The 2,064-nt window shown below is 67.8% G+C and carries 1 pseudogene and 1 CRISPR repeat array; the pseudogene reads left to right on the forward strand.

Annotated features, from left to right (window positions below):
* The first annotated feature begins 95 nt into the window (after positions 1-95).
* Positions 96-981: a CRISPR direct-repeat array (repeat unit 28 nt; unit sequence GTCGACCCCGCGCACGCGGGGATGATCC).
* A 91-nt stretch (positions 982-1,072) separates the two neighbouring features.
* Positions 1,073-1,969, forward strand: a pseudogene (istA, locus tag AB0B89_RS36105) (IS21 family transposase); the annotation flags it as partial.
* Positions 1,970-2,064 lie beyond the last annotated feature (95 nt).

The raw sequence follows: 2,064 nt of genomic DNA on the forward strand, positions 1-2,064 counted from the left end.
ACACGCGGGGTGGTCCCATCACTGGCAACCGGGTGGTCCCATGCTCGTGGCAGAAAACCACCCTCGGTGGTCCCATAAGCCTGGCCGGCGACACCGTCGACCCCGCGCACGCGGGGATGATCCCCCCTGTGGTCCGACCCCGCGCGGGCTTCTTGGGTCGACCCCGCGCACGCGGGGATGATCCGTTGGAACCCCTAACCGCCCGGACTGGCCGAGGGTCGACCCCGCGCACGCGGGGATGATCCACGACATCCTCGACCTGTCCAAGATCGAGGCCGGGTCGACCCCGCGCACGCGGGGATGACCCGTTTTCCCCTTTGAAGTCCGGGACCTGTAGGGGTCGACCCCGCGCACGCGGGGATGATCCGACCATTCAGCACCTCGCCGCGATCGCTGTCGGGTCGACCCCGCGCACGCGGGGATGATCCCGCGTGGCTGGCGCGCAGCAGCGCCATTTCCAGGTCGACCCCGCGCACGCGGGGATGATCCCGCGTGGCTGGCGCGCAGCAGCGCCATTTCCAGGTCGACCCCGCGCACGCGGGGATGATCCTGGAGTAGCGAGCGCGTATTGTTCCCATTCCTTGTCTGTCGACCCCGCGCACGCGGGGATGATCCCTGCGGCCTGGCACGCAGCTCCCGAGCTACGCAGTCGACCCCGCGCACGCGGGGATGATCCTTGCTTGCGCGGCGGCCGGAGACGGCCGCGTATGTCGACCCCGCGCACGCGGGGATGATCCCCGAGCTGGCCGCTACGGCCCGTTACGCCGCGCGTCGACCCCGCGCACGCGGAGATGATCCCAGGATGATGCCGGCCCAGGTGGCGAGCACCTCGTCGACCCCGCGCACGCGGGGATGATCCTGGTGGCAGTGGTGGTCCATCTAGTTCTGTTGCGTCGACCCCGCGCACGCGGGGATGATCCCGGCGAACGGCCGCGACTACTCCGTGTTCGCACGTCGACCCCGCGCACGCGGGGATGATCCCCCGCAGGGCATCCCGAAGTGTGTCGGTTCCGACTGAAGACTGACCCTGTGGTTCCGCGTGAATGTTGACCCACCCCGTGATGATCATGAGGTGTTGAACGTGGAGGACTGGGCGGAGATCCGTCGATTGCACCGGGGCGAGGGGATGGCGATCCGTGCGATCGCTCGCCACCTGGGGATCTCGAAGAACACGGTGAAGAAGGCGCTGGCCTGTCATCAGCCGCCGCGGTACGAGCGGATGGCGAAGGGCTCGATCGTGGATGCGGTCGAGCCGCAGATCAGGGCATTGCTCGCGGAGTTCCCAGCGATGCCATCGACAGTGATCATGGAACGGGTCGGGTGGACACGCGGCAAATCGGTGATCTTCGACCGGATCGCGCAACTGCGTCCGCTGTTTCGACCGGTGGATCCGGCGTCGCGAACCGAGTACCAGCCAGGCGAGCTGGCCCAATGCGATCTATGGTTCCCGCCGGTGGACGTCCCGCTGGGGTATGGGCAGGCAGGCCGCCCACCGGTGCTGGTCATGGTGAGCGGCTACTCACGGATCATCGCTGCCCGGATGCTCCCGTCGCGGCAGAGCCCAGACCTTCTCGCCGGCCACTGGGCGCTGATCAACGGCTGGGGACGGGTGCCCAAAGCACTGGTGTGGGACAACGAGGCAGCAGTCGGACAATGGCGTGGCGGCAAGCCGCAACTGACCGAGACGATGAACGCGTTCCGGGGCACCCTCGGGCTCAAGGTGATCCAGTGCCGTCCCGCCGATCCCGAAGCCAAGGGCCTGGTCGAGCGGGTCAACGGCTACTTCGAGACCTCCTTTCTGCCGGGCCGCAGCTTCACCAGTCCGAGCGATTTCAACACCCAGATCGCCGAGTGGCTGGCGCACGCCAATCAGCGCTGGCACCGCAGACTGCGCTGCCGCCCGGCCGATCGCTGGCAGGCAGACCTCCAAGCGATGCTGGAACTTCCGCCGGTGGCTCCGGTCACCGGGTGTCGGCGTACGGATTCCTGTGCAGGCCTAGGTACGAATTGACGTGCAGAGCTCTGTGACGATTAGGCCGTCGCGGTGATGTTGGTGTCGACGGC

Source organism: Sphaerisporangium sp. NPDC049002, from assembly GCF_040649355.1.
Lineage (GTDB): Bacteria > Actinomycetota > Actinomycetes > Streptosporangiales > Streptosporangiaceae > Sphaerisporangium.